General features: G+C 65.8%; 20 protein-coding genes. 9 read left to right on the top strand and 11 right to left on the bottom strand.

The window, feature by feature from the left end; all coding sequences use genetic code 11:
* Positions 1 to 117: 117 nt before the first annotated feature.
* The 6 genes from ACYQR9_RS11235 to ACYQR9_RS11210 all read right to left on the bottom strand — a co-directional run bounded on the left by ACYQR9_RS11235 (position 118) and on the right by ACYQR9_RS11210 (position 7,473).
* Positions 118 to 993 (bottom strand): S-methyl-5'-thioadenosine phosphorylase, encoded by an 876-nt coding sequence (locus ACYQR9_RS11235; protein ID WP_461229609.1) that lies wholly within the window; start codon positions 991 to 993, stop codon positions 118 to 120.
* 111 nt (positions 994 to 1,104) lie between these two features.
* On the bottom strand, positions 1,105 to 2,004 hold the full coding sequence (locus ACYQR9_RS11230; protein WP_056430485.1) for a cytochrome c1: 900 nt from the start codon (positions 2,002 to 2,004) through the stop codon (positions 1,105 to 1,107).
* A gap of 19 nt (positions 2,005 to 2,023) precedes the next feature.
* Positions 2,024 to 3,307 (bottom strand): cytochrome b, encoded by a 1,284-nt coding sequence (locus tag ACYQR9_RS11225; RefSeq protein WP_056429863.1) that lies wholly within the window; start codon positions 3,305 to 3,307, stop codon positions 2,024 to 2,026.
* Positions 3,308 to 3,393: 86 nt separating this feature from the next.
* Positions 3,394 to 3,954 carry a ubiquinol-cytochrome c reductase iron-sulfur subunit gene (gene petA / locus ACYQR9_RS11220; protein ID WP_056430481.1) on the bottom strand — a complete coding sequence of 187 codons (561 nt, stop codon included), beginning with the start codon at positions 3,952 to 3,954 and terminating at the stop codon, positions 3,394 to 3,396.
* A gap of 241 nt (positions 3,955 to 4,195) precedes the next feature.
* The gene (locus ACYQR9_RS11215) at positions 4,196 to 5,608 is read right to left on the bottom strand and encodes an MATE family efflux transporter (RefSeq protein WP_461229608.1); all 1,413 of its coding nucleotides are present in this window, start codon (positions 5,606 to 5,608) and stop codon (positions 4,196 to 4,198) included.
* Positions 5,605 to 7,473, bottom strand: a complete 1,869-nt coding sequence (locus ACYQR9_RS11210; protein WP_461229607.1) for an ABC transporter ATP-binding protein — start codon at positions 7,471 to 7,473, stop codon at positions 5,605 to 5,607. The genes ACYQR9_RS11215 and ACYQR9_RS11210 overlap by 4 nt, the downstream gene beginning before the upstream one ends.
* A gap of 98 nt (positions 7,474 to 7,571) precedes the next feature.
* On the opposite strand from ACYQR9_RS11210, the gene ACYQR9_RS11205 reads away from it, so the two are divergent.
* The 9 genes from ACYQR9_RS11205 to hslU all read left to right on the top strand — a co-directional run bounded on the left by ACYQR9_RS11205 (position 7,572) and on the right by hslU (position 15,978).
* Positions 7,572 to 8,030, top strand: coding sequence for a tRNA (cytidine(34)-2'-O)-methyltransferase (locus tag ACYQR9_RS11205; protein WP_461229784.1), 459 nt, complete (start codon positions 7,572 to 7,574; stop codon positions 8,028 to 8,030).
* Between the two features lie 96 nt (positions 8,031 to 8,126).
* Positions 8,127 to 8,807, top strand: coding sequence for a PspA/IM30 family protein (locus tag ACYQR9_RS11200; protein ID WP_461229606.1), 681 nt, complete (start codon positions 8,127 to 8,129; stop codon positions 8,805 to 8,807).
* A gap of 318 nt (positions 8,808 to 9,125) precedes the next feature.
* Entirely contained in the window at positions 9,126 to 9,398 is a 273-nt protein-coding gene (locus ACYQR9_RS11195) for a YiaA/YiaB family inner membrane protein (protein WP_027172548.1), read from the top strand.
* Between the two features lie 54 nt (positions 9,399 to 9,452).
* Positions 9,453 to 10,373, top strand: coding sequence for an oxygen-dependent coproporphyrinogen oxidase (hemF, locus tag ACYQR9_RS11190; RefSeq protein ID WP_461229783.1), 921 nt, complete (start codon positions 9,453 to 9,455; stop codon positions 10,371 to 10,373).
* Positions 10,370 to 11,488 (top strand): ATP-dependent DNA helicase, encoded by a 1,119-nt coding sequence (locus tag ACYQR9_RS11185; protein ID WP_056429842.1) that lies wholly within the window; start codon positions 10,370 to 10,372, stop codon positions 11,486 to 11,488. The genes hemF and ACYQR9_RS11185 overlap by 4 nt, the downstream gene beginning before the upstream one ends.
* A 70-nt stretch (positions 11,489 to 11,558) precedes the next feature.
* Positions 11,559 to 11,954: a GFA family protein gene (locus ACYQR9_RS11180; RefSeq protein ID WP_461229605.1), complete on the top strand. Its 396-nt coding sequence runs from the start codon at positions 11,559 to 11,561 to the stop codon at positions 11,952 to 11,954.
* A gap of 114 nt (positions 11,955 to 12,068) precedes the next feature.
* Complete coding sequence (gene hslV / locus ACYQR9_RS11175; protein WP_056429836.1) at positions 12,069 to 12,605, top strand: ATP-dependent protease subunit HslV; 537 nt, start codon at positions 12,069 to 12,071, stop codon at positions 12,603 to 12,605.
* Between the two features lie 87 nt (positions 12,606 to 12,692).
* Complete coding sequence (locus tag ACYQR9_RS11170; RefSeq protein ID WP_461229604.1) at positions 12,693 to 14,363, top strand: methyl-accepting chemotaxis protein; 1,671 nt, start codon at positions 12,693 to 12,695, stop codon at positions 14,361 to 14,363.
* Positions 14,364 to 14,664: 301 nt separating this feature from the next.
* Positions 14,665 to 15,978: an ATP-dependent protease ATPase subunit HslU gene (gene hslU / locus ACYQR9_RS11165; protein WP_207413585.1), complete on the top strand. Its 1,314-nt coding sequence runs from the start codon at positions 14,665 to 14,667 to the stop codon at positions 15,976 to 15,978.
* 19 nt (positions 15,979 to 15,997) lie between these two features.
* Here the strand turns inward: hslU and ACYQR9_RS11160 are convergent, their stop codons facing one another.
* From ACYQR9_RS11160 to ACYQR9_RS11140, 5 genes are all read right to left on the bottom strand, one after another.
* The gene (locus ACYQR9_RS11160) at positions 15,998 to 17,476 is read right to left on the bottom strand and encodes a methyl-accepting chemotaxis protein (RefSeq protein WP_461229603.1); all 1,479 of its coding nucleotides are present in this window, start codon (positions 17,474 to 17,476) and stop codon (positions 15,998 to 16,000) included.
* A gap of 441 nt (positions 17,477 to 17,917) precedes the next feature.
* Positions 17,918 to 18,985, bottom strand: coding sequence for an MBL fold metallo-hydrolase (locus tag ACYQR9_RS11155; RefSeq protein WP_461229602.1), 1,068 nt, complete (start codon positions 18,983 to 18,985; stop codon positions 17,918 to 17,920).
* A gap of 44 nt (positions 18,986 to 19,029) precedes the next feature.
* Positions 19,030 to 19,200 carry a hypothetical protein gene (locus ACYQR9_RS11150; protein ID WP_207413579.1) on the bottom strand — a complete coding sequence of 57 codons (171 nt, stop codon included), beginning with the start codon at positions 19,198 to 19,200 and terminating at the stop codon, positions 19,030 to 19,032.
* Positions 19,201 to 19,297: 97 nt separating this feature from the next.
* The gene (locus tag ACYQR9_RS11145; protein WP_461229601.1) at positions 19,298 to 20,407 is read right to left on the bottom strand and encodes a Rieske 2Fe-2S domain-containing protein; all 1,110 of its coding nucleotides are present in this window, start codon (positions 20,405 to 20,407) and stop codon (positions 19,298 to 19,300) included.
* A 500-nt stretch (positions 20,408 to 20,907) separates the two neighbouring features.
* A complete protein-coding gene (locus ACYQR9_RS11140; protein WP_461229600.1) occupies positions 20,908 to 21,507 on the bottom strand; it encodes a hypothetical protein in 600 nt (199 codons plus the stop codon).
* Positions 21,508 to 21,613: the final 106 nt, after the last annotated feature.

Below are 21,613 nucleotides of genomic sequence, written 5' to 3'. Positions count from 1 at the left end.
CCCACGAGCCTATGCCGAACGAGAACTCCGGACCGTCGATCCGGATCGCTATCGGGACCGACGCTCTAGAGGCAAATGCCTTCCTCTGGAAAGGCCTTACTGCCGAATGCTGCCAGGTCAGGCGCCGAGTACGCGTCCCGCCACGGCATCGAGCTTGGCCAGGAGCTCCGGATCGCGGTGGGACGGTGCGGTCATGATTGCGCCGTCCAGGGCACGGTGGGAGCCCGCCGGGCATTCCTCGCGCTCGGCCGGGAAGTCGCGGGCGATCCGCGAGATGAGGCGGGCTGCCTTGTCGGCATTCGCGCGCGCGACCGCGACGACTGAGGCGACGTCGACATCGGCATGGCCCGGATGCCAGCAATCGAAATCCGTCACCATGGCGATGGTGGCGAAGGTGATCTCCGCCTCGCGGGCGAGCTTGGCCTCCGGCATGTTGGTCATGCCGATCACATCGTAGCCCAGGCCCTTGTAGGTCCGGGATTCGGCGAAGGACGAGAATTGTGGGCCTTCCATGCAGACATAAGTCCCGCCGCGATGGACAGGCAGTTCCTCGGCGGCGGCGGCTGCCGCGATGCGCGCCTGAAGGGCCGGCCCTACCGGATGGGCGAAGGGCACATGCGCCACGCAGCCATTGCCGAAGAACGACGATTCCCGGCCGTGAGTCCGGTCGACGAACTGGTCGACGAGGACGAACAGGCCGGGATGAAGCTCGCTCTTGAACGAGCCGCAGGCCGAGACCGAGACGATGTCGGTGACGCCGGCGCGTTTCATGACGTCGATATTGGCGCGGTAATTGATGCCGGAGGGAGAGAGGCGATGGCCCCGTCCGTGACGGGCAAGAAAGACCACCTTGGTCGCGCCGATCCGACCGATCCGCAGCGAATCGGAGGGTTCGCCCCAGGGCGAGACGACGGCTTCTTCACGGATGTCTTCGAGGCCTGGCAGATCGTAGACACCGGATCCGCCTATCACGCCGAGCACTGCTGCGGTCATGCCGAATCTCCTGTGTTCGTCATCGAGGGCGCGCCGGGCGTGCCCGCAGGGTGGAAACGAAAACGGGCCCGCCACAGCGAGCCCGTCGGTCGTGAACCGCCTTTAAGGGGCTCAGCTCGTCTTGTGAAGCTCCGGCTGCAGGCCGTGGACCTCGCCGCCCACATCCGCCCAGACCTTCTTCTTCACGTAGTAGAGAAGGCCCGACAGGATGAGCAGGAACAGGATCACACGGAAGCCGAGGGCCTTCCGGGCTTCCATATGCGGCTCGGCCGCCCAGGACATGAACGCCGCCACGTCGTGCGAATATTGTTCCACTGTCTCGGGAACGACGGGATTGCCCTCGGCGCCCTTGGCGTAGGTCACCTGGCCGTCGCTCAGGGGCTTTGCCATCGCGATGAGGTGGCCGGGATAATACTTGTTGTAGTTCGTGCCCGCCGGGACATCCATTCCCTTCGGGGCGTCCTCGTAGCCGTTCAGGAGCGCGTGGATGTAGTCCACGCCCTGTTCCGAATAGCCGATGAAGGGCATCGCATCGAAGATGAAGTAGGGGAAACCGCGCTCGTAGGTGCGAGCCTTGGCCAGCACCGAGAAATCGGGCGGGGCCTTGCCGCCATTGGCGGCCGCCGCCGCCTTATCGTTCGGGAAGGGCGACGGGAAGGCGTCGGCCGGGCGGCCGGGCCGCTCGAACATGTCACCCGCGTCGTTGGGGCCGTCCTTGATCTTGTACTCGGCTGCCAGAGCCTTGACCTGACCGGCCGTGAAACCCGGCCCGCCCTTCTCGGCGAGGTTGCGGAACTTCACGAGGCTCATGCTGTGGCAGTTCGAGCAGACCTCACGATAGACCTGGAAGCCGCGCTGCAGCTGGGCCTCGTCGAACTTGCCGAAGATTCCGGCGAAGCTCCACTTCTCCCGCGGCGGGTTGGGCGTGGAGTGACCGTCCTCGGCGCTGACCGAGGCAGAGCCGAGAAGGGTCGCGACGAGCGTGACGGCGAGGATGCGCGATGTGTTCATGCTTTTCACGATCCGCACCTCAACCCTTCGACGATGGTGCGGCAGCCGCACCGGCTGGCATGCCCGAACCGCCATATTGCGGATGAGGTCCGGTCACGCTTTCCAGGATCGATCCCGGCATCGCCTTCGGCGTCTCGAACAGCCCCACCAGCGGCATCACAATGAGGAAATGCGCGAAGTAGTAGGCGGTGCAGATCCGCGACGCGAGGACGTAGCCACCCTCCGGCGGCTTGGCGCCGAGCCAGCCGAGCACCACGCACACCGCCACGAACAGCCAGAAGAACTGGCGGTAGATCGGACGGTAGTTGGACGAGCGGACACGGGACGTATCGAGCCAAGGCGCGAAGGCGAGGATGATCACGGCGCTGAACATCAGGATGACGCCGCCGAGCTTGTCCGGAACCGCGCGGAGGATCGCGTAGAAGGGCAGGAAGTACCATTCCGGCACGATGTGGGCCGGCGTCACCGAGGCGTTGGCGGGAATGTAGTTGTCCGCGTGGCCAAGGTAGTTCGGCTGGTAGAAGATCCAGTAGGCGAAGAAGACGAAGAACACGACGGTGGCGAACACGTCCTTGATCGTCGCGTAGGGCGTGAACGGCACCGCGTCCTTGCCGGTCTTGATCGGAATACCGGTCGGGTTGTTCTGGCCGGTCACATGAAGCGCCCAGACGTGAAGAACCACGACGCCGAGGATCATGAAGGGCATCAGGTAGTGCAGCGAGAAGAACCGATTGATCGTCGGGTTACCGACGGAATAGCCGCCCCAGAGCAGGCTCTGAATGGTGTCGCCCACGACCGGGATCGCGGCCAGGATGTTGGTGATGACAGTGGCGCCCCAGAAGCTCATCTGGCCCCACGGCAGGGTGTAGCCGAGGAAGGCGGTGGCCATCATCAGGAGGTAGATGATCACGCCCAGGATGTAGAGCACCTCGCGCGGTGCCTTGTACGACCCGTAATAGAGCGCGCGGAAAATGTGGATGTAGACCGCCACGAAAAACATCGAGGCGCCGTTGGCGTGCATGTAGCGCAGCAGCCAGCCGTAATTCACGTCGCGCATGATGTGCTCGACGGAGTTGAAAGCGTTGCCGGCCGAGGGGTCGTAATGCATCGCCAGCCAGATGCCGGTGACGATCTGCGCCATCAGCATGGCGATCAGGATCGCGCCGAAGGTCCAGAAATAGTTCAGGTTGCGCGGGACGGGGAACGAGACGAACGACGAATGGACCAGCCCGACGATGGGCAGCCGCGATTCGAACCACTTGGCGATCCGACTCTTGGGGACGTAGGTGGCGTGACCGCTCATGAGGTTACCCGCTTCGAAGTCTGTTTCGCTCAGGTCCGTCGCTGCCGGACCCCCTCCCTCATCGCTCGTAAGCGATGCTGCCGAAGTCAGGCGACGGCCTTGCCGCCGTCTTCACCGATCCGGATCTTGGTGTCGTTCAGGAATGCGTAAGGCGGAATCGGCAGGTTGGTCGGTGCCGGTCCCCGGCGCACGCGCCCGGACGTGTCGTAGAGCGAGCCGTGGCAAGGGCACGACCAGCCTTCATACTGGCCCTGGTGCCCGATCGGCACGCAGCCGAGATGGGTGCAGTTGCCGTAGACCACGAGCCACTTGGCGTGGCCTTCCTTCACGCGGGCGGAATCGGGCTGCGGATCCATGAGCTCGCTGAGCTTCGTGTCCTCCGATTCCTTGATTTCCTTCTCGGAGCGGTTGCGCACGAAGATCAGCTTGCCGCGCCAGAAAACGTTGACGATCTGGCCTTCCTGGATCGGCGACAGGTCGACCTCGAGGGGCGCACCGGCGGCGATCACCTCCGCATCCGGGGCCATGGAAGCCACGAAGGGCCAGGCCAGGGCACCGGCGCCCACGGCGAGACCGGCACCGGTCGCCAGGAACAGGAAGTCGCGGCGGGACCCGTCGTGACCTGATGAGGGAGGGGTGTTCGCCAAGATCGACACTCCGGTACAGGATGGCTCCGGTTCGGCGACCCGCAGAGTGAGGGCGCGCCGCTTCCGTTCGCCGAGATTTAGAGGCGCTCGAAAGAAGCGCGTAGGGCAGACGCAGACACGATTGCACAAATCTGTGCAATGCGACCGGGCGTCACCCGAGACGAGCCTTCTGAGGCAGGTTTCTCTGGCACGCCAGATGCGAACCTGTCCAGAGTAGGCCCGTGACGGGAAACAGTATTCGTCACGAGCGCGAAATGACGCTGCCGCTAAGCCATAGCCAGCGCCGCACCAGCATCACGGCGACCACCGCCAGACCGGCGCAGAACCCCATCCAGATCCCCGATCCGCCGAAGCCCAGGCCCCAGGCGGCGAGGATGCCGGACGGGATCCCGACGATCCAGTAGCCGAACAGGGCGATGGCCATGGGCACGCGTGTATCCTGCATGCCGCGCAGGGCGCCGAGGGCGACCGATTGGATGCCGTCCGCCATGGCGAAGAGCGCGGCAAAGCCGATGAAGGTGACGGCGTAGGGGATGACGTCGACATTTCCCGGCGCGTCGAGGTCGAGAAAGAGGCCGATGAGCGGTCGCGGCAGCGTCACCTGGATGAGCGCGCATGCGCTCATGAAGCCGAAGCCGAGGAGGATCGCGATGGCGCCGGCCCGTCGTATGGCCATGCGGTCCCCGGCCCCGAAGGCCCGTCCGACCCTCACCGTCGCGGCTTGGCCGATACCGTTGGGCACCATGAAGCAGATCGCGGCGATCTGGATCGTCACCGCATGGGCCGCAAGCGGGGCCGTACCGAACAGGCCCATCCCCAGAACGGCCGCCTCGAACAGGCTCGCCTCGGCCAGACCCGTCGCCGCCATGGGCAGGCCGAGGCGGAACATGGTGGAGAGGCGCGTGGCATTGGGGCGCCAGACCCCGAGAAAGAGCCGACGCTGGCGCAGGCTGGGCGCAAGCAACATCACCACGACGAGCGCGGCCAGAGACAGAAACGCGGCGAGCGTCGTGGCGAGGCCGACACCGACCATGCCGAGGCCGAGCAATCCCGGCCCCTCGAAGGCGAGCCAAATCGCGAGCCCGACATTCACCGGCAGCGCCGCGATGCTGATGGCGAGGGGCCAGCCCGGTCGTTCCAGGGCGGACAGACTGGCGCGCAACGCCATGAAGGCGAGTGCCGGCCACATCGACCATTGCAGGGCGCGCATGTAGAGCCCGGCATCCTCGGCGAGCTTCGGTTGCTGCCCCATGGCGAGCAACAGCGACTCGGTGTGCCAGAGCGCGAGCATCACCGGGACGATCGCGATGGTGACGGCCCAGAGCCCGGCACCGACGATACGGCGCACGTCGTGCTCGGCCGAATCGCCCCGGCCGAGCGCGCCCGCGATTAGGGGAGAGACCGCCGAGGCGAGGCCGATACCGCAGATGAACAGGATGAAGTAGAGGCTCGTCGCCAGGGCGCCTGCCGCCAGCGGCTCCGCCCCGAGACGCCCGAGCAGAACCACATCGGCCGTGACCAGGCCGTGCTGCGCGAGATTGGTCAGGATCAGAGGCGCGGCAAGCACCAGCGTCGCCCGCAATTCCGTGATCCAGGGACCGCGCGAGGGACACCGCCTCTCGCTCGCCCCAGCCGAAACGTCGAGGGCGATCATTCCGCCGCGTCCTCGTAGACGGTCGGGGAGGCGTCACCGAGAAAGCCGCCGGACTGGCGCTCCCACAGGCGTGCATAGAGCCCGCCGGTGCGGATCAGCTCCGCATGGGTCCCCTCCTCCACGATGCGGCCGGCATCGATCACGATCAGCCGGTCGAGAGCAGCGATGGTGGAAAGCCGGTGCGCGATGGCGAGCACCGTCTTGCCCTGCATGAGGGTGTCGAGACTGTCCTGGATCGCCGCCTCGACCTGGCTGTCGAGGGCGGATGTCGCTTCGTCGAGGATCAGGATCGGCGCGTTCTTGAGGATGACGCGCGCGATGGCGATGCGCTGGCGTTGGCCGCCGGAGAGCTTCACGCCCCGCTCGCCGACCTGGGCGTCGTAGCCTGTCCGGCCCCTGTTATCGACGAGACCGGCGATGAACCCGTCGGCCTCCGCGAGTTGCGCCGCCCGCTGGATCTCCTCCAGCGTCGCGTCCGGCCTGCCATAGGCGATGTTGTCACGGATCGAGCGGTGCAGGAGCGAGGTGTCTTGGGTGACCATGGCGATCGCCTCGCGCAAGGAATCCTGCGTGACGCCCGCGATGTCCTGACCGTCGATGAGGATCCGGCCGCTCTGGATGTCGTGCAGCCGAAGCAAGAGCGCGGTCAGGGTGGTCTTGCCCGCGCCGCTGACGCCAACGAGACCGACCTTCTCGCCCGGACGGATATGGAGGCTGAAATCCTGGATGACCGACGGCGTGCCGTCGCCGTAGCGGAAGCCGACCCTGTCGAAGCGGATGTCGCCCCCGTCGACCGCGAGCGTCCGCGCGTTCGGAACATCCACGATCCCGTGCGGGCGCGAGATCGTCTGCATGCTCTCCTGGATCACGCCGACATTCTCGAAGATGCCGCGCACCGTCTGCATGACCCAACCGGACATCGCCATCAGCCGCAGCACGAGGGCGAGACCCGCCGCCGCCTCGCCAGTGGTCATTCCACCGCTGCGCCAGAGCAGGAGACAGGCAGTCGCGGTGGCGACGATGAGCGCGCTGTTGAGGATGCCGAGCAGCGTCGTCGTGGTCGTCACGAGCCGGAACTGGTGGAGATGCGCCGTGGTGTGAACGTCGATGGCGTCACGCACGGCCGCGCGTTCTTCCCGGTCGCGGGCGAAGAGCTTCACGGTGAGGATGTTGGTGTAGCTGTCGACGATCCGCCCGATGAGAATCGACCGCGTGTCGGCGGTCACGAGGGAGCGCGCTCGGGCACGGGGCACGAACCACCAGGTCAGCACCGAATAGGCCGCGACCCAGACGATGACCGGCAGGGCCATCCATAACGAGATGGAGCCGAACAGCCCCACCGCCGTCACCGCGTAGATGGCCACGTAGAGAAGCGTATCGATGAAGACCACGGCCAGTTCGCGCACGGCCGGTCCGACCTGCACGACGCGGTTGGCGAGCCGTCCGGCGAAATCGGCCTGGAAATACGAAAGCGAGTGGCCGAGCGTATAGAGATGCGTACGCCAGCGGACCTGGTTGGTCGCCTGCGGCACGAGCAGCTGGTTGGACATCACCTCGTGCAGCCAGATCGTGAAGGGACGAACCACGAGGAGCAGCATTGCCGCGAGGCCGAGCTTCCATCCGTGGTCCTGCAGGATCATGGCCCGGTCGGCATTGTTCAAGAGGTCGATGAACCAGCCCATGAGCAGGTAGAGCGATGCCTCAACCGTCCCGGCAGCCACTGCCACGAGGAACAGCATCACCAAGGCGGTCCGCATCGGCCTGAGATAGAAAGCGGCGAAGCCCGTCACCGTCTTGGGCGGCATCCGCCCGTCTTCGAAAGACGCGAACGGGTCGATGCGGCGCTCGAGCCAATCGAGAAACATAATCTGGTCCGGTGTTGGAGACTTGCCTGAGGTAGTGGGCCTTGACGACGTGCCAACCGCGAGGCGATGCCGCAGACGCAATGCAGCCGCCCGGTCCGATGCTCCGTCTCGCCCTCTACCAGCCCGACATTCCCCAGAATACGGGGACGATCCTGCGGATGGCAGCGTGCCTCGACGTGGCCGTCGACATCATCGAGCCGGCAGGATTCGATGTGTCCGACCGGCACCTGCGCCGCTCAGGACTCGATTATCTCGACCATGTGGCGATCACGAGGCATCGCTCCTGGGCCGCCTTCTCGCAGTGGCGGGAAGAGACCGGAACACGGGTCGTCCTCGCCACCACCGCCGGCGCCCTTCCCTACACCGCCTTTGGCTTCCTCCCCGGTGACTGCATCCTGCTCGGACGGGAATCGGCGGGTGTCCCCGCATCCGTCCACGAGGCGGCCGATGCCAGGATCGTCATTCCCATCCGCGAGGGAATGCGCTCGCTCAACATCGCCGTGGCGGCGGCGATGATCCTCGGCGAGGGGCTGAGACAGATCGGGTCGTGTGCGTGACAAGATTTTGAACGGTGTGCAGTTCAGCACTTGAACGCCGTTCAAATATCGTCGAGACCATGAGTGTGAACAGCGTTCAAACGCCGGAGGCACACCATGCTCAAGTTGTTTCGGCTCCTCGCCCGCGGCGCAGCCGCCCAGGCCGAGGAAGCGGTGATCGATCGCCACGCCCTGCTCATCCTCGACCAGCAGATCCGCGAGACGCGGGTCTCACTGGAGCGCAGCCGGCTCGCCCTCGCCGCCGCAATGGCGGGTGACAAGGCGGAAGAACGGCGTTTCGCCGAGGTCGAAGCCCGCGCGGCGGATCTCGAAGAGCGCGCCCTGGCGGCGCTGACGGCGGGACGCGAGGAACTGGCGTCTGAGGCGGCTGAGGCCATTGCCGAGCTCGAAGCCGAACGGGACGCCATCGGTGAGGCGCGCCTGAGATTTGCCCGCGAAGTCGCCCGCATCCGCTCCGTCGTCGCCGACGCGACCCGTCGTCAGAGCGAGCTGGAACGTGGACGCCGCATCGCCGCCGCAGCCGAGGCGGCACGACGCCTCGGCGTTCAGGCCAACCCGAGCGAGCGGGCGACGCTCAAGGAAGCGGAGGCGACGTTGAGCCGGCTGCGCGCCCTCCAGACCGAGGCCGCCGACACGGAAGCGGCGCTCGCCGAGACCGAGCCCGGCCTCTCCATCGCGGAACGGCTCGAGCGCGAAGGCTTCGGCGCCAGCACCCGCCCGAGCGGCGGCGCCGTCCTCGACCGCCTGCGGCGCAAGGTCGAGGCGCGTGCTGCATGAAAGTTGATGCGACGCGGACTCGATGGGTCTGGGCAGGTCATCGGAGCATCAAGACATGGGAAACACCATTCTCCCACCCGCCACCTCATCCTGAGGCGCCGGAGCGCAGCGGAGGCCTCGAAGGAGCCCTCCAGCAAGCTCGCTCTAACTGGAGGCCTCCTTCGAGGCTGCTTCGCAGCACCTCAGGATGAGGTCGAGGTGAGGAATAACCTTCAGAACCACCAAATCCGGGGCGATCGACATTCGAAAATATCGCCGATGACTTGAACAGAACTCACGCAACTCAGCTCTCTCCCATCAAGGACCACGATCATGACCATGAACAACGAGACCACTCAGCATTCCGGCGCCTGGGTCACCTTCACCTATGCGTCCTTCATCGGCTCGGCCGCGATGGTCGCCCTCGGCATCCTGTTCATGCCCATGGACATCTGGATCAAGGGCTACCTCGCCATGGGCACGATCATGTTGGTCCAGTCCTGCATCACCGCCACCAAGACGATCCGCGACGTCCATGAGGGTCGCCGCATGGTCAACCGGATCGAGGACGCCAAGACCGAGCGTCTGCTGATGTCGGTGGGTAAAGATTGACCGGACCTCGATTGACGATGGGCGGGAGGGATGGGACATCCCTCCCCCATGACGATGTCCGACACGACTCCGCCACCGCCCCCCGAGGCCGAACTCGCGCTCCTCAAGGACGAGGTGACCACGTGGTTCGCGAGCCTGCGCGACCGGATCCTGGCGGAGCTGGAAGCGATCGAGGCGGAAGCCGAAGGGCCGTTCCATCCCGATTCCCCGGCCGAGGCCGGACGCTTCGTGAAGACCCCCTGGAAGCGCACGGACCATAGCGGCACGCCCGGCGGCGGCGGCACCATGTCGATGCTGCATGGGCGCGTGTTCGAGAAGGCCGGTGTCCACGTCTCGCAGGTCTTCGGCGAGTTCGCCCCGGAATTTCGCGCGCAGATGCCGGGCGCATCGGAAGACCCGCGCTTCTACGCCACGGGCATCTCGCTCATCGTCCATCCCTGGAATCCGCATGTTCCGACAGTTCACATGAACACCCGCTTCGTCTCCACGACGAAGACGTGGTTCGGCGGCGGGGCCGACCTGACCCCCGTCCTCGACCGGCGTCGGACGCAGGACGATCCGGATACGCTGCGGTTCCATGCTGCGATGAAGGCGGCGTGCGACGCCCATGCGCCGGCGGCGGATTACGACCGCTACAAGGCGTGGTGCGAGGAATACTTCTTCCTCAAGCACCGCAACGAGCCGCGCGGGATCGGCGGAATCTTCTACGACTACCACTGGACCGGCGATCCGAAGGCCGATCTCGCCTTCACCAAGGATGTCGGCCTCGCCTTCCTCGATGCCTATCCGGCGATCGTGCGCGCGAACCTTTCGACGCCATGGACGGAGGAAGACCGGTTGGAGCAGCAGGTGCGGCGCGGGCGCTACGTGGAATTCAACCTGCTCTACGACCGGGGCACCATCTTCGGCCTGAAGACGGGCGGCAACGTCGCCTCGATCCTGTCCTCGCTGCCGCCCACCGTGCGCTGGCCGTGAGCGACGACCTTCCGACCCGGTTCGCGCCCCAGCAGGACGCGGCGCTCAAAGCCATCGCCGAGTGGCGCAAGGCCGGCGGTCCGCAGGTGTTCCGCCTGTTCGGCTATGCCGGCACCGGCAAGACCACCCTGGCGCGCCGGATCGCCGACGATGTCGAGGGCAATGTCGTCTTCGGCGCCTTCACGGGCAAGGCCGCCTCTGTGATGCGGTCGAAGGGTTGCCACGACGCCGCGACGATCCACAGCCTGATCTATCGCAGCAAGGAGACCGAGGAGGGAGGGCCGGCCTTCACCCTCAACCGCACCGGGCCGGTCTCGAAGGCGGAACTCGTCGTCATCGACGAGTGCTCCATGGTCGATTCGGATCTCGGCAACGACCTGCTCTCCTTCGACAGGCCGGTCCTGGTTCTCGGCGACCCCGCCCAATTGCCGCCTGTGCGTGGCGGCGGCTTCTTCACCGAGGCCGAGCCCGACGTGATGTTGACCGATGTCCACCGGCAGGCCGCCGATGACCCGATCGTGCGCATGGCGATGACGATCCGGGAGGGCGGCCGGCTCAGCATCGGCGAGTATGGCGAGAGCCGCGTCGTCTCGCGCCGCTCCCTCGATCCGTCGAGCGTGCTCGAATGCGATCAGGTCCTCGTCGGGATGAACAAGACGCGGCGGCTCTACAACAACCGCCTGCGGGAGCTCGCCGGCCATACCGATCCGATGCCGGCGGTGGGCGAGAAACTGGTCTGCTTGCGCAACGACCGCACCAAGGGCCTGCTCAACGGCTCGACCTGGACGGTCCATGCCCTTCGCGCCGCGCCGCGCGCCGACACGATCCGCCTCGATGTCGTGCCCGACGACGACCCGGCCCTGCGCCGCCGGCCCATCGACATCAAGGTCCTGCGGGCGGTGATGTCGGGCTCCGAGGAGGAGATCCCGGCCTTCCTCAAGCGCGAGACCGACGAGTTCACCTACGGCTACGCCCTCACCGTCCATAAGGCGCAGGGCTCGCAATGGGACAATGTCGTGCTCTTCGACGAATCCTTCGCCTTTCGCGAGCACCGGGCCCGCTGGCTCTATACCGGGCTGACCCGTGCCGCCCGCGCCATCACCGTGGTTGTGTGAGCGAGGGCGATGCCGTCTTGCCCGCGTCATCGTCCTCTGAGACAACGGCGAGAACGAAGGGGGAACTCACATGGTCTTGACGGGACGGTGCCGCTGCGGAGCGATCCATTACAGCGCCGAGGGCGAGCCGAGCCATAGCGCCCTGTGTCATTGCGCCGATTGCCGGCGCTCGTCCGGTGCTCCGGTGGTGGCCTTTGCCCTGTTCCCGGCCGAGCGGGTGACGATCTCGGGTCACCCGACCGATTACGAATCCTCGCCCGGCGTTATCCGGCAGTTCTGCGGCACCTGCGGCACGGGGCTGTTCTACCGTAACGAGGCGGTCTTTCCTGGCCAAATCGACATCCATACCGCGACCCTGGACGATCCCGACGCGCTGCCGCCCCAGGTCAGGATTCAGATCGCCGAGGCCGCCTCGTGGTTCGCTCGGTTCGAGACCCTGCCGGCCTTCCAACGCTACCCGGAATAGCGCGGTAACGCTCCGGCGGAGGTTGGAGTCCGCGTTCTGAAAGACTACCTGACACCGGTCAGAACCAGACCGGAGTCAGCCTTGTCCCATTCCGCATCCGGCGGCCCGCCGCAAATGCACGCCACCACGATCCTGATGGTCCGCAAGGGCGGCAAGGTGGTCATCGGCGGCGACGGGCAGGTCAGCCTCGGCCAGACCATCGTGAAGGGCAATGCCCGCAAGGTGCGCCGCCTCGCCAAAGGCTCCGTCATCGGCGGATTCGCCGGAGCGACGGCCGATGCCTTCACCCTGTTCGAGCGGCTCGAAGCCAAGCTCGATCAGTATCCCGGTCAACTGACCCGCGCCTGCGTCGAACTCACGAAGGATTGGCGCACCGACCGCTACCTGCGTCGTCTCGAAGCGATGATGTTGGTGGCAGACAAGGATGTCAGCCTGCTTCTGTCGGGCGCGGGCGACGTGCTCGAGCCGGAAGGCGGCGTCATGGCGATCGGCTCCGGGGGAAATTATGCCCTCGCCGCTGCCCGCGCCCTGGAAGATGGCGAGCACGATGCAGAGGCGATCGTCCGGCGAGCACTCGGCATCGCGGCGGAAATCTGCGTCTACACGAACGGCAATCTCGTCATCGAGCAGCTGGAGTTTTCTGCATCTTAGTGCCGGATTGCAACTTCGATTAACGTAAACTTGCGGATGTTCCCCTAGCGCTATCGGCTGTCTTTCTCGGAAAGCTGGCCGAAGACGATGCGCATCAAAGCTAAAATTCTAGGTTTCGTCGGTCTCTGCTCGATGGTGACGCTCGTCGTCGCCACGATTAGCATCATGTCGCTCCAGACCTTCAACACTGCGCTCACGGATGCGAAACTCGCCTCCCAGCGGGCCCTCGACGCCGCGAACATGAACCGGCTCGTCACCAGCGTCGTGGTCGAGTCGCGCGGCATCTACGCGGCCAAGGATACGCAGGATGCCGAGAAATACGCGGCCCGGCTGAAGAAGAACCTCGAGGCGATGAACGCCCTCTTGACCGCATGGGCTCCGAAAGTGCCCGCGAGCGAGCGGGCGCTCTTCGAGAAGATCACCGCCGAAGCCGCCGGCTTCACTACTCTGCGTACGGAAACCGCACGTCTCGGCACGCAGGTTTCGCCGAAGGCCGCCGCCGAGCAGGGCTTCAACGAGGCCAACCGCGCCAACCGTCAGGCTTTCCAGGACAGTATCGAGACGCTCGTTGCGCATAGCTCCGCCGAGGTGGAGGCTATCGACCGCTGGACGGACACGCTCTACGCCGAGCGCCTGAACCTGCTCCTGGCCTTGGCGATCGGCGGAACCCTGGGCAGTCTTCTCATCGGCGGCTTCGTCGGAGCGCGGGCGATCGCCCGGCCCCTGGCCGGCGTCTCCGCCGCGATCCGCCGCCTGTCCGAGGGTGACCTCACCCTTCCCGAGACGAAGGCCCGACGCGACGAGATCGGCGAGATCTGGACCAGCATGCGGGTCTTCTCGGCAACGATGAAAGAGGCGGCGGAGCTGCGGATCCAACAGAATGAGGCCGCCGGTATCGCGGGCCAACGTCGCCATGCCGAGATGGGCGCCCTGGCGGATCGCTTCCAGGGAAGCATCGGCCAGATGGTCGGCACCCTGGCCGGCTCGGCCGCCGAGATGGAACTCACCGCCCGGACCATGGCCGCCACTGCCGACCAGACCAACCGGCAATCCACCGCCGTGATGAACGCGGCCAACGAGACCGCCATGAACGTTCAGGCCGTCGCGGCGGCGACCGAGGAACTCGCGGCGACGGCCAACGAGATCGGCGCGCAAGTGTCCCAGACATCCGCCGCCGCCGCCGGCGCGGTGGAGAGCGCGCGCCGAACTTCGGAGCGTGTCCGCGTCCTCGCCGACAGCGCGTCCCGCATCGGCGACGTGGTCGCCTTGATCTCCAACATCGCCAGCCAGACCAATCTGCTCGCCCTGAACGCCACCATCGAGGCCGCTCGCGCCGGTGAGGCCGGTCGCGGCTTCGCGGTGGTCGCAGCCGAGGTGAAAGGGCTCGCCGCCCAGACCGCGAAGGCGACGGACGAGATCACGGTTCAGATCGCCACGATCCAGGAGGCGACCCGCGACACGGTGGGCGCCATCGAGGAGATCGGCTCCACCATCGGCACCGTCCATACGATCGCGATGGGTGTCGCGGCGGCGGTGGAGCAGCAGCAGGTGGCCACGCAGGAGATCGCCCGGAGCGTCAACGATGCCGCGCGCGGAACCCAGGCCGTCACGGAAACGATCGCGGACGTGCAGCTGGCCGCCGTTCAGACCGGGGCCGGCGCGTCCCAGGTTCTGGCCGCCGCCGAGCAATTGACGCAGCAATCCAACAGCCTGGGTAACGAGGTCGAGGATTTCGTCGGCGGCATCCGAGCAGCCTGACCGTCTTGCCCGACCATCTGGAAAGGGCGGGTGCCGACGCTTAGATCGGGGTCGTGCAAGACCGCGTGCTTCTCCTGACCCACCGCAACGATCCCGCCGCAGGCTCGCCGCATCTGGCCGGGCCGGCGGCGTTCCTGCATGAATGGGCTGGCTCTTCCGACAAGTCGGCGTCTCGTCTCATCGCTGGCCTGTCCCGGTGCTCGCCCGCTGCAGGCCGCGTCAGGTATCATTCGCTGACGGATCGGCTCGGCGCCCTCCCCTCATCTCGGGCAGCTCAACTGCCGCATTCGACCGGAGCGTGATGACAACTTTCTCCCCCCGCGAAATCGTCTCGGAACTCGACCGGTTCATCGTCGGCCAGCATGACGCCAAGCGTGCGGTCGCTATTGCCTTGCGGAACCGCTGGCGCCGTCAGCAGCTCGTGGGGCCATTGCGCGAGGAAGTCGCGCCGAAGAACATCCTGATGATCGGCCCCACCGGCTGCGGCAAGACCGAGATCGCCCGTCGGCTGGCCAAGCTCGCCGGAGCGCCGTTCCTCAAGATCGAGGCGACGAAATTCACCGAGGTCGGCTATGTCGGCCGCGACGTCGAACAGATCGTGCGCGACCTCGTGGAGGTCGGTATCGGCCTCAAGCGCGAGGAGAAGCGTCGCTCGGTCAAGGCGAAGGCCGAGGCGGCGGCGGAATCGCGCATCCTCGATGCCCTGGTCGGACCGACATCGGGCCAGGCCACCCGCGAGAGCTTCCGCAAGAAGCTGCGGAACAGCGAGCTCGACGACAAGGAGGTCGAGATCGAATTGTCGGGCGGATCGCCAACCGGTCTGCCGATGTTCGAGATTCCTGGAATGCCCGGAGCCTCCATGGGGGCAGTCAATATCGGCGACATGCTCGGCAAGGCGCTCGGCGGCCAGAAGGGCAAGCCGAGGCGCATGACCGTGCGCGAGGCCTACGCGCCCCTGCTCGCCGAGGAATCCGACAAGCTGGTCGATTCGGAATCGCTGACACAGGAGGCGATCCGCGAAGTCGAGAACAACGGCATCGTGTTCCTCGACGAGATCGACAAGATCTGCGCGAAGGAAGGTCGCTCATCGGCGGATGTCTCGCGGGAAGGCGTACAGCGCGACTTGCTGCCGCTGATCGAGGGAACCACGGTGGCGACGAAGCACGGTCCGGTGAAGACCGACCACGTGCTGTTCATCGCCAGCGGCGCTTTCCACGTCTCCAAGCCGTCCGATCTTCTGCCCGAGCTACAGGGGCGCCTGCCGATCCGCGTCGAGCTGCAGCCTCTCACGGTAGAGGATTTCAAGCAGATCCTCACCACCACGGAGGCGAGCCTGCTGAAGCAGACCGTGGCGCTGATGGCCACGGAAGGCGTGACCCTAGATTTCACGGACGATGCCGTGGACGCCCTCGCACGGGTCGCCGTGGAGGTGAACAATTCGGTGGAGAATATCGGCGCGCGCCGGCTCCAGACCGTGCTGGAGCGGGTGATCGACGACATCTCCTTCACTGCCACCGACCGGTCGGGGGAGACCGTGGCGATCGACGCCGCCTATGTTCGCGAGCGTGTCGAAAGCCTCGCCGCGAACGCCGATCTCAGCCGGTTCATCCTGTAGCCCTCGTCCCGGCGAGGATTCAGGCCGCGACGGCCGTGAGGAAGCGTCCGATCTCGGCTTCGAGTTCGGCCGCGACGTTTTCCACCTGGGCGGCGCTGCCCTGGACGCTTTCGGCCATCGTGGCTGTGCTGCGGGCTGCACCCGTGACGGTGCAGAGATCGCGTGCGATCTCCACTGAGGTGGCGGCGGTGTTCCCGGCATTGCGTGAGATCTCGCCGGTCGCCGCGCCTTGTGCGGCGACGGCTGTCGCGAGCTCGGTGGTCATCGCGCTGATCGCACCCATCCGATCCGTCACACGGCCGATGGCATGGGCGGCCTGATCCGTCGAAGTCTGGACGGATGCGACCTGACTGGCGATCTCGTCCGTCGCCTTCGCGGTCTGGCTCGCCAGGGCTTTCACCTCCGCCGCCACGACCGCGAAACCACGGCCGGACTCGCCGGCCCGCGCGGCCTCGATCGTGGCGTTCAGGGCGAGGAGGTTGGTCTGTTCCGCGATGGCCCGGATGAGACCCACGACGGTGCCGATGCGTTGCGCGGTATCGGCGAGCTGCCCCATCTGCTGGTTGGTGGCGGACGCTTCGCTAAAGGCTGCGTCGATCTCGGCCTTGGCGACATCGAGGCGGGCGCCGATCTCCACGATCGAAGCGGAGAGCTCTTCGGCGGCGCTTGCGACGGTCTGCACGTTGGCGGAAGCCTCGCGCGAGCCGGCCGAGGCGCCTTCCACCGCACGGGTGGCATCCGAAGACGCGTCCGACATGGCGGCGGCGCGGGTCCGAAGCTCGCCCGTCTGCGCGCCGACCAACCGGACGGATTCTGCGACTTGCGCCCGGAAACGGGCGATCTCGGCCTCGATGAACGCACGGCGGTCCTGAATGTCCTTGGCACTCGCCATCCGCTCGGCTTCCAGTTCGCGGGCCTTCAGGCTGGTTTGCCGCAAAGCCTCGAGGGCACGGGCCACGGCACCGACTTCGTCTCGTGCGTCGCGATAGGGGATCGCACCCTCGAGATCCCCTGAAACGAGACGGGAGGTCCGCTCCGCGACCACGCGAATGGGTCGAAACATGCGGAACGCGGCAAAGCCCAGGACGAGACAGGCCAGGAGCGCCACGGACAAAATCGTCCAGCGCACCGTCGAGATGGTCTGGGCCTGGACCACGTCGTAGGCTTCGAGGGACACGCCTACGAACAGGATGCCGTTGACCCGACCCTTCGCATCTTGCGTCGGTTGATAAACGGTGAGGTACCGGCGGCCGAACAGGGTCGCGGGCCCGAAATAGGGTTTTCCGCTGCGGATCAGTGCCTGAGCGGGGTGGTCGACGGCGAGGTCGGTGCCCACTGCCCGCTCGCCATTCTCCTTCTTCACCGTCGTGACGCGCCGCACGAAACGGTCGCCCGCCGAATCGTAGGCGAAGACCGTAGCGGTTCCCCCGACATAGGCGACGGTGCGGTCGACGATGGATTGATCGCTTAATGCGCCGAGGTCCGGCGATCTGGCCAAGGTTACCCGATCCCCGTCGAATCCGATCTCTGCTCCGGGGACCGCATCTCGATAGACCAAACTCAGCGTTCGCAGATGACGGTTCCCATCGGCAGCCTGCTTCTCCTTGAGCTGGTGATCGATCTCCCAGTTCGTTGCCATGAGAAGAGTCACGGATACCAGAATAATCATTGCCGCCGTGAGGAGGATGACTTTCCCGGTCAATGATCGAAGATACAACATCATGCCACAATCCAAGCACAGAAATATGGTCGAGGCATGTAGTGAAGCACGATATATTTATCGGCCTATTAATAGTTCCCGTTGATTTGACAAAGCAGTCTAATTTTCCATCTACAATTATATTTCTGATTTCTACTCGATCCGCGGCAGATAAGGAGATGAATTGTGCTGTTGATAGTCGCCACTATGGAACTGCCGGGCGCCGAACCGCTATCCGTCTCACCGGGTTTCCCAGACTTGTCCCGGACGCAGGGCAACGAACCGCTCCGGCGGAATTCCGCCCGCCGCGCATGCCACCGCCAAAGCCTCCGCCGGCTGTTGGATGCCCTCATCGGTGAGGCGGAACGTGCCCCAATGGTGCCCGAGTAGCTGGTCCGCCCCGAGCAACCCGGCCGCGACGACGGCGTCGGCCGGGTTCATGTGCTGAGCTTTCATGAACCACCGTGGCTCGTAAGCCCCGATCGGCAGGGTCGCGAGGCGAGGAGGACCGAAGCGCTCGCGGGCATCGCGGAAGATCGCGCCATCGGCGAGACCGGTATCGCCGGAATGATAGACGACACCGGACGGGCTGGTCAGGACGTAGGAGCACCACAGCGCCATGCGCTTGTCGTTCAGCCCTCGCGCCGACCAGTGGTTGGCCGGTGTCATATGCACGGTCAGGTCGCCGCCGAGATCGATGGACTGCCCCCAATCACGCGTCTCCACATGCATCGTATCGTCGTAGGACCGAAGGATGCTGTCATTGCCCAGCGGCGCGACGATCAAGGGCTGATAGCTTTGCCAGAGCCGCGCCACGGTCGGCCCGTCGAGATGGTCGTAATGGTTGTGGGTGATGAGCACGACGTCGATGGGCGGAAGAGCGTCGAAGGCGGTGCCCGGAGGATTGACCCGCTTCGGACCCGCCAGGGAAAACGGGCTGGCGCGGGGGGCGAAAACCGGATCGACGAGGATGTTGCGGCGCGCGACCTGGAACAGGTAGCTCGCATGACCGATGAACGAGACGCGCAACCCGTCGACGCGCTCGGGCGGCGTATCGCTGAAGGGGCTCGGAAACGACGTCGGCCAGGCGATCCCGGCCCGCTCCCGCTTCCAGCGCAGGATGTCACCCAGCACCTTGTCGGGCGGCTGATCGACGCCGTGGAATTGAAGCCCGTCGAAATTATCGGTGACGGGGCCGTTGTAATAGGGGTTTCGGCCCTTGCTGCGCCGGTGCGCCGCGTAGCCGACGCCGCCTAGCGTCATGACGGTGACCGCGGACAGGGTCGCGAGAAGGCTTTGCCGTTTCATCGTTCCGAGATGGCGGTGGCCGCCGGGCAATCAAGACGCGTGCGTCAGGCTTCGCACTCCTTCGGCATCACGGCGACCAGTTCACCAGCGAGCGCGCGGATCTTGCGATGAGCCTCGACCTCGATCTCCTCGCGGGTCTTGTTCTCGGTGGGAATGGCGACCACGCCGGTGATCCGCCCATGCGCGCCGATGAGCGTGAAATTGAATCGTCCCATGCGGCTGCGGCGAACGACGTAATGCGGCAACGGTTCCGTCCCTTCCAGAAGGCATCGGCCTGAAAGGAGCAGCTACGGGGCGGCTGACGGAAAAGTTTCAGGACCGCCAGCGCAATTCCTGCTGAACCAGCGGGTTGCGGAAGGGCCGCGTCTCGCGCGCCGCCTGAAGGGCTTCCCGCTTGAGACGGAAGTACCATTGCGACGGGAGATCGCTCTGGCCGAACAGCACCATGGTCGGCTTCCGGTCGAGGCCGGCCTGGGCGTGCTGGAGCACCTGCTGGTCCTGCGTCAGGAACTGCCGCATGAGCGGCCGCGCAAGCGGCTTCAGCAGGTTGAGGAGCGGCATGTTCCAATAAAGGGCGTTCGTCAGCAGGGTCCGATTGTGCGTGAGCGGCGTCGCGAAGGTGTAATTGGCCACCCGCTTGGCTCCGGCCTCGATCCGCTCCAGCCGCACGCCCGGCAGGCGAAACTCGATTTCGACTTCCGGTACACCGCCCAGCAACTTGTAGACCGGCGAACTCGTCGTCGTGGAATGGCTCGACATGGTGAAGCCGTGCGGCGTCGGCGTGAACGTCTTCACCTTCTCCCGTAATTCCTTCGACGGCCGGAACCACCAGGAATCGTGGACGAAGGCCACGTGGCCGGGGTCGACGAGGCTCAATGTGGTGAGGTCGAACGAGGCCTCGACCACGAGTTCGACCACGAGGGAGCCCGCCGCCTCGAAGCCGAGTTCCGGTAGGGGCGGCAGGTCACTGCCCGGCGCACCCAGGAAGGGATTCACCCAGACGAAGCCGGCGCTCTCGCGAATGGGGAAGCGCTGCACCGTGATCCGCGTGAAATCCGCCGCATCGGCGGAGGAGAGGGTCGGTACGTCGCGGCAGCGTCCGTCCGTGCCGAAGCGCCAGCCATGGAACGGGCAGGTCACGGCATCGCCGTCGAAGCGTCCCTTCGACAGGGCCATGCCCCGGTGCGGGCAGCGGTCCCGCATGGCGAAGGCGGCTCCAGCCTTGTCGCGGCCGAGCACGATCTGCTCGCCGTTGAGTTCGACCGCCCGCAAGGTGCCGGCTTTCAGCGTGTCGGAGCGGCCGACGCAGTAGAAGGCGTCGGGCAGCGGCTGGCGCATGGCGTCCGGGTCGAGGGCCGCGTCGTCGGTCGCCGAATGCGTCGCCGTATCGGCCTTTGCCTGGGTCGGCAGGGATGAGAGCATGACGGGCTGCGATTGTCCTGTATCGGTCTCGCCTCCGGCGACGCCCGATCCGTTCGGATATCGGCCGATGCGTGGCGAAGAGCGCCCCGTCTTACGCTTCGGTGGCGGCGGTGACCATAAGCAGCGGTGACCATGAGCGGGAAGGACCGGCCGCGTTCGGACACCCGCATGCTCGGCTTCGCGCAGCGCCCATTTTCGCGCGTCTTCGGTGCCCCCCAGCGGCGAGGCGCCGCGCCCACCGCATCGGGGCTTTTCAAGCTGCGGATCCGTGACTAGCTTGGGGTTGTCGCAACGAACGAAAGGAGGTGATCCAGTGTCTCATTGCCTAAATCAGCCGCTTACCTCGGCTAACCGGACCTGGAACGTCGCCTCCGGCGCGCACGCCTAGCGCGTCAGAGGACCCCTCATCGGGTTCGGCCGAACGGATAAGTGGTTCGGCAATGGAAGGGCCGCCCTCATGGGGCGGCCCTTCGTCGTTTGGGTGTTGGCGGTTGGAGCGTTCAGCGCTTCTGGAAGAGAGGCTGCGCCAGCGCCTCCGCACGGGCCATCCAGAGATCGCGGTCCGAGCAGGCCTCGGTGAGTTCGGCGGCCTCTCTCTCGGAGCGCATGCGCGCCTCGTCGAGTTCCTCGATCAAAAGGGCCTGCAATTCGCTGAGACGGTCGCGCTCGGCGCGCAACTCATGAAGTTCGGCCATCTCCTTCTCCACATGGGAGCGCAGGCGGCGTAGTTCCTGGGCGAGAACCCCTTGGAGCTGGTCGTACCGATCACCCTCGACCTGGAGCTTGGCCTTGAGCATCAGATTCTCGGCCATGAGTTCCGAGAGGTCGTCCTCTGCCGGTTCGGCTTGAGCGGGCGGCGGGACGACCCGGGGAGACCAGGACTGAGCCTGCGGCTCGGGCTTCTCGACCGCGGCCGGCCTCTCGAACAGCGCGACCTTGTCAGCCGTCGGCCTGTGCGGCTCGGCATGCTGCGACGCGACCGCCGCCTGTTCCTGTGCGGTGGTGGCGGCCTTCATGGCCGCCAGCCAATCCCGCAGGGGTCCGGGTGCCGGACGCCCATTTACTTCCTGTGCCTGGTTGTGACGGGCTGGTTCCGACATCGCTCGCGTCCTCATGTGTGAGGAGCATTGGATCAAACCATGCTTAACGAACCGTAAAAGTTAAGGAAAATTAGCTGTCCCGAAACGCGGAAAATGCGAGGCCCTC

Source organism: Methylobacterium sp. CM6241 (assembly GCF_054817845.1).
The sequence above is the reverse complement of the archived record's forward strand: the minus strand, read 5'-3'. Positions and strand labels throughout refer to the sequence as shown.